The sequence below is a fragment of the Anaerolineae bacterium genome (assembly GCA_014360855.1).
GTDB lineage: Bacteria > Chloroflexota > Anaerolineae > JACIWP01 > JACIWP01 > JACIWP01.
Genome location: JACIWP010000273.1, coordinates 1 through 3,936 on the forward strand (window position 1 = coordinate 1; position 3,936 = coordinate 3,936).

The 3,936-nt window shown below is 64.3% G+C and carries 4 protein-coding genes and 1 pseudogene; all 5 read left to right on the forward strand.

Going from position 1 to position 3,936, the window contains the following annotated elements:
* A partial coding sequence (locus tag H5T60_12495) for a branched-chain amino acid ABC transporter permease (protein MBC7243251.1) occupies positions 1 to 692 on the forward strand: 692 nt, incomplete at its 5' end.
* Between the two features lie 15 nt (positions 693 to 707).
* The gene (locus H5T60_12500; protein ID MBC7243252.1) at positions 708 to 1,460 is read left to right on the forward strand and encodes an ABC transporter ATP-binding protein; all 753 of its coding nucleotides are present in this window, start codon (positions 708 to 710) and stop codon (positions 1,458 to 1,460) included.
* A 42-nt stretch (positions 1,461 to 1,502) separates the two neighbouring features.
* Positions 1,503 to 2,213, forward strand: coding sequence for an ABC transporter ATP-binding protein (locus tag H5T60_12505; GenBank protein MBC7243253.1), 711 nt, complete (start codon positions 1,503 to 1,505; stop codon positions 2,211 to 2,213).
* On the forward strand, positions 2,170 to 3,738 hold the full coding sequence (locus H5T60_12510; GenBank protein MBC7243254.1) for a trimethylamine methyltransferase family protein: 1,569 nt from the start codon (positions 2,170 to 2,172) through the stop codon (positions 3,736 to 3,738). The genes H5T60_12505 and H5T60_12510 overlap by 44 nt, the downstream gene beginning before the upstream one ends.
* Positions 3,720 to 3,936 (forward strand): annotated as a pseudogene (locus tag H5T60_12515) (trimethylamine methyltransferase family protein). Before H5T60_12510 ends, H5T60_12515 begins: the two are co-directional and overlap by 19 nt.

The following is a 3,936-nucleotide window of genomic DNA, read 5'->3' on the forward strand; positions in this document are numbered from 1 at the left end:
TGGCCGGCGTGCCCCTATCCGCTCTGATTGGGTTCATCATCGGCCTGCCCACGGTCAAGCTGGTGGGGGACTACCTGGCGGTGGTCACCATGGGATTGGGTGAGATCACCCGCGCCGTCTTCAAGAACTGGGTGCCGGTGACCCGCGGCCCGATGGGCCTGCCCGGCATCCCCCATATGTCTCTTTTCGGCTTCAAACTGGATACCGCGCCGCTGTTCCTGGCCTTCAGCTTCGTGATGGTTGCCATCAGCTTCATCTTCGTGGAGCGCATCCGGCTGTCGCCGTTCGGGCGCGTCCTACGGGGGGTGCGCGAGGACGAGATGGGTGCCCAGGCGTTGGGCAAGAACACCTACTGGTACAAGATGATCGCGTTGGTGGTCGGTTCCGGGCTGGCCGGCCTGGCCGGCGGCCTCTTCGCCCATTACATGAACTTCATTGACCCTTCCAGCTTCGTCATGTGGCTCACCTTCTTCATTTTCCTGGCGATCATGATGGGTGGTCTGGGGAATAACCTGGGCGCGGTGGTGGCCACCGGCGTGCTGCTGGTCCTGCGCGAGGGACTGCGCTTTGCCGGCCTGCCGCCGGCCGTCGCCGCCCCCCTCCAACAGCTCATCTTCGGCATCCTGCTCATTGTCATGACCATCTTCGCCCCGCGCGGCCTGATCCCTGAGCAAAAGCCCAGATACGACTGACGAGGAGCCTGACACGTGCTGCGCATCGAGAACCTTTCCAAGGACTTCGGCGGTCTGCGAGCGGTGGATCACTGCTCCTTTGAGGTGCCGGCCGGCACCATCTTCGGCCTCATCGGCCCCAACGGGAGCGGCAAAAGCACCATCTTCAACCTGGTGACCGGCTTCTTGCTCCCCACCGAGGGCGAGATATATTTCAAGGGAGAGCGCATCACCGGCTGGCCGCCGTATGCCATCGTCCGCAAGGGCATCGCCCGCACCTTCCAGTTGGTGCGCGTCTTCCGCAACATGACCGTCCTGGAGAACATGTTAATGGGGCCCAAGCATCAGGTGGGGGAGAATTTCGTCGCCGGCGTGCTGAACCTGCCGGCAGTGCGCCGGCAGGAGCGCGAGAACGTCAGGAAGGCCCGCGAACTGCTGGCCATGATGGGCCTGGAGCGCTTCGAGAACGAGTACGCCGGCAACCTCTCCTATGCCGAGCAGAAGCTGGTCGAGATCGCACGCGCCCTGATGACCGACCCGGACTTCCTGATGCTGGATGAGCCGGCCTCCGGCATCAACCCCACACTGGTGGAGAACATCCTTCAGCATATCCGCCGCCTGCGCGATGAACACGGCAAGACCATCCTGCTGGTGGAACACGATATGAACGTGGTCATGAACCTCTGTGACTGGATCGTGGTGCTCAACTACGGCCAGAAAATCTGCGAGGGCACGCCGGAGACAGTGAGCTGTGACCCGCGTGTCATTGATGCCTATCTGGGCGTATAGCCGCAACGGGAGCAGAGCATGAGCGATCATACCGACGATACCCTGCTGGAAATCCGCGACTTGGTTGCCGGCTACGGCAAAATCGAGGTACTGCACGGCATCTCGCTGAAGGTCCATCGGGGGGAAATCGTGACCCTGGTGGGTGCCAACGGCGCCGGCAAGACCACCACCCTGCGCTCCATCATGGGCCTGACCGATATCCGCGCCGGCCGCATCTTCTTCGACGGCACGGACATCACCGGCTGGTCCCCACACCGCGTGGCGGTGCGGGGCATCGCCTTCGTGCCCCAGGAGCGCAGTATCTTTCCCTCGCTGACCGTCTATGAAAACCTGGAAATGGGCGCCTATCAACTGCCCTCGAGCGAATTTGCCGCTCGTCTGGAGGCCATCTATGCCCGTTTTCCCCGCCTGAAGGAGCGCTACCGCCAGCGCGCCGGCACCCTATCCGGCGGAGAACGCCGCATGCTGGCCATTGCCCGCGGGCTGATCGCGAATCCGGCGCTGATGCTCCTGGACGAGCCGTCCCTCGGCCTGGCGCCGAAGGTGGTGGAAGCGGTCTTTGAGAACGTCCAGGACATCAACCGCGAAGGAACCACCATCCTGCTGGTGGAGCAGAACGCGCGGCGCGCGCTGGCGATCGCGCACCGCGCCTATGTGATGGAACTGGGACATATCCGCTACGAGGGCACCGGCCGGCAGTTGCTGGAGGATGAGCAGGTCCAGCGGCTGTATCTCGGCGGCGCCCGAACCTGAACCGAAGGGGACGCCGGCCCCCGCCAAGACTGCGGCCGGCGCGCACCCGCACCACACGGAGGAAAGGAATATGCGCAGTGACTATCATGCCCAACTGACCCCTGCTATCCGCGTGTTATCCCAGGCCCAAATCGAAGAGCTTCATTTTGCGACGCTGGAGGTCCTGCGGCGCACCGGCGTGCGCGTCATGGTGGAGGAGGCGCGCGATCTGCTCCGCAAGGCCGGCTGTTGGGTGGACGGGGACCGCGTGCGCTTCCCCGCCGGCCTGGTGGAATGGGCCATCCGCACCGCGCCCTCGCGCGTGGTGCTGTGCGATCGGGAGGGCCGGCCGGCCATGTTCCTGGAGGACGGCCGCACCTATTTTGGCACCGGTTCCGACACCCCCTTTGTCATCGACATCCGCACCGGGGAGCGCCGGCCAAGCCGCCTGCAGGATGTGGTGGAAATGACGCGCCTGGTGGACGGCCTGCCCAACCTGGACTTTGTGATGTGCATGGGCATCGCCCAGGATGTGGACCAGGCCGTATCGGACCTGTATCACTTCCGCGCCATGGTGGAGAACACCACCAAACCTATCTGCTACACCGCCTGGAACCTGCGCAACCTGAAGGCCATCATCGAGATGTGCGAGGCGGTCGCCGGCGGCGAGGAAGCCTTCCAGCACAGCCCCTTCGCCATCCTCTACGCCGAACCCATCAGCCCCCTCCAGCATATCGTGGAGGGAACGGAGAAGCTCCTCTATACCTGCCGCAAGCGCCTGCCCATCGTCTATACCCCGGGCATGATGTTCGGGGCGGCCGCCCCCATGACCAGCGCCGGCGGCCTGGTGGTGGCCAATGCCGAACTGCTCTCCGGCCTGGTCATGGCGCAGTTGGCCTGTGAGGGAGTGGGCTTCGTGTACGGCGGCGGCGTCACCATCATGGACATGCGCACCATGAGCGTCACCTATGCCTCGCCGGAGTTCCTGCTGAACATGGTGGCGCTCACGGAAATGGCCCATTATTATCATCTGCCGGTGTTCTCTTTCGGCGCCTGTTCCGACAGCAAGTGCTTTGACCAGCAGGCCGGCCTGGAAGGGGGCATGTGGACGCTCCTGGCGGCGTTGGCCGGCGGCAACCTCTGCCATGATGTCGGATACATTGACTCGGGGCTGACCGCCTCCATGGAGATGGTGGTGCTGGGCGACGAGGCCGCCGGCATGGTGCGGCGCTTCATGCAAGGCATCACCATCAACGCCGAGACGCTGGCGCTGGATGTCATCGACGCGGTGGGGCCGGGCGGCAGTTTCCTGGGCACAGAGCACACCGTGCGCCATGTCCGCGAGAACTGGTTCCCCACCCTGCTGGAGCGCGGCAGTTACGAGAACTGGGTGCAGGCCGGCAAACGCACCCTGGGAGATAAGGCCCGCCAGCGCGCTTTGCAGATTCTGGAGACCCACCAGCCGAAGCCGCTGGAGCCGGCGGTCAAGCAGAAACTCGATGCCATCATCGCCCGTGTCGAGGCGGAGGCCGCCGGCGGGCACTAGCAACACGTTTTCCACGAGGAAAGGAGGGAGAGATGAACTCGGGATTCCGGTCCCAATGTGTGCCCAGCTACCGCCTGCTGACCGAGGAGCAGATCAAGGAGCTTCACCTCGCCACCCTGGAGGTGCTGGAGACGATCGGTGTGCGGGTGATGTGTGATGAAGGTGTGGCGCTCCTGCGGAGCGCCGGCTGTCGCGTCC

What these genes read in the sequence shown, in the direction of transcription:
- H5T60_12510 (MBC7243254.1), top strand. Translation starts at nt 2,170, where the DNA reads ATGAGCAGGTCCAGCGGCTGTATCTCGGCGGCGCCCGAACCTGAACCG.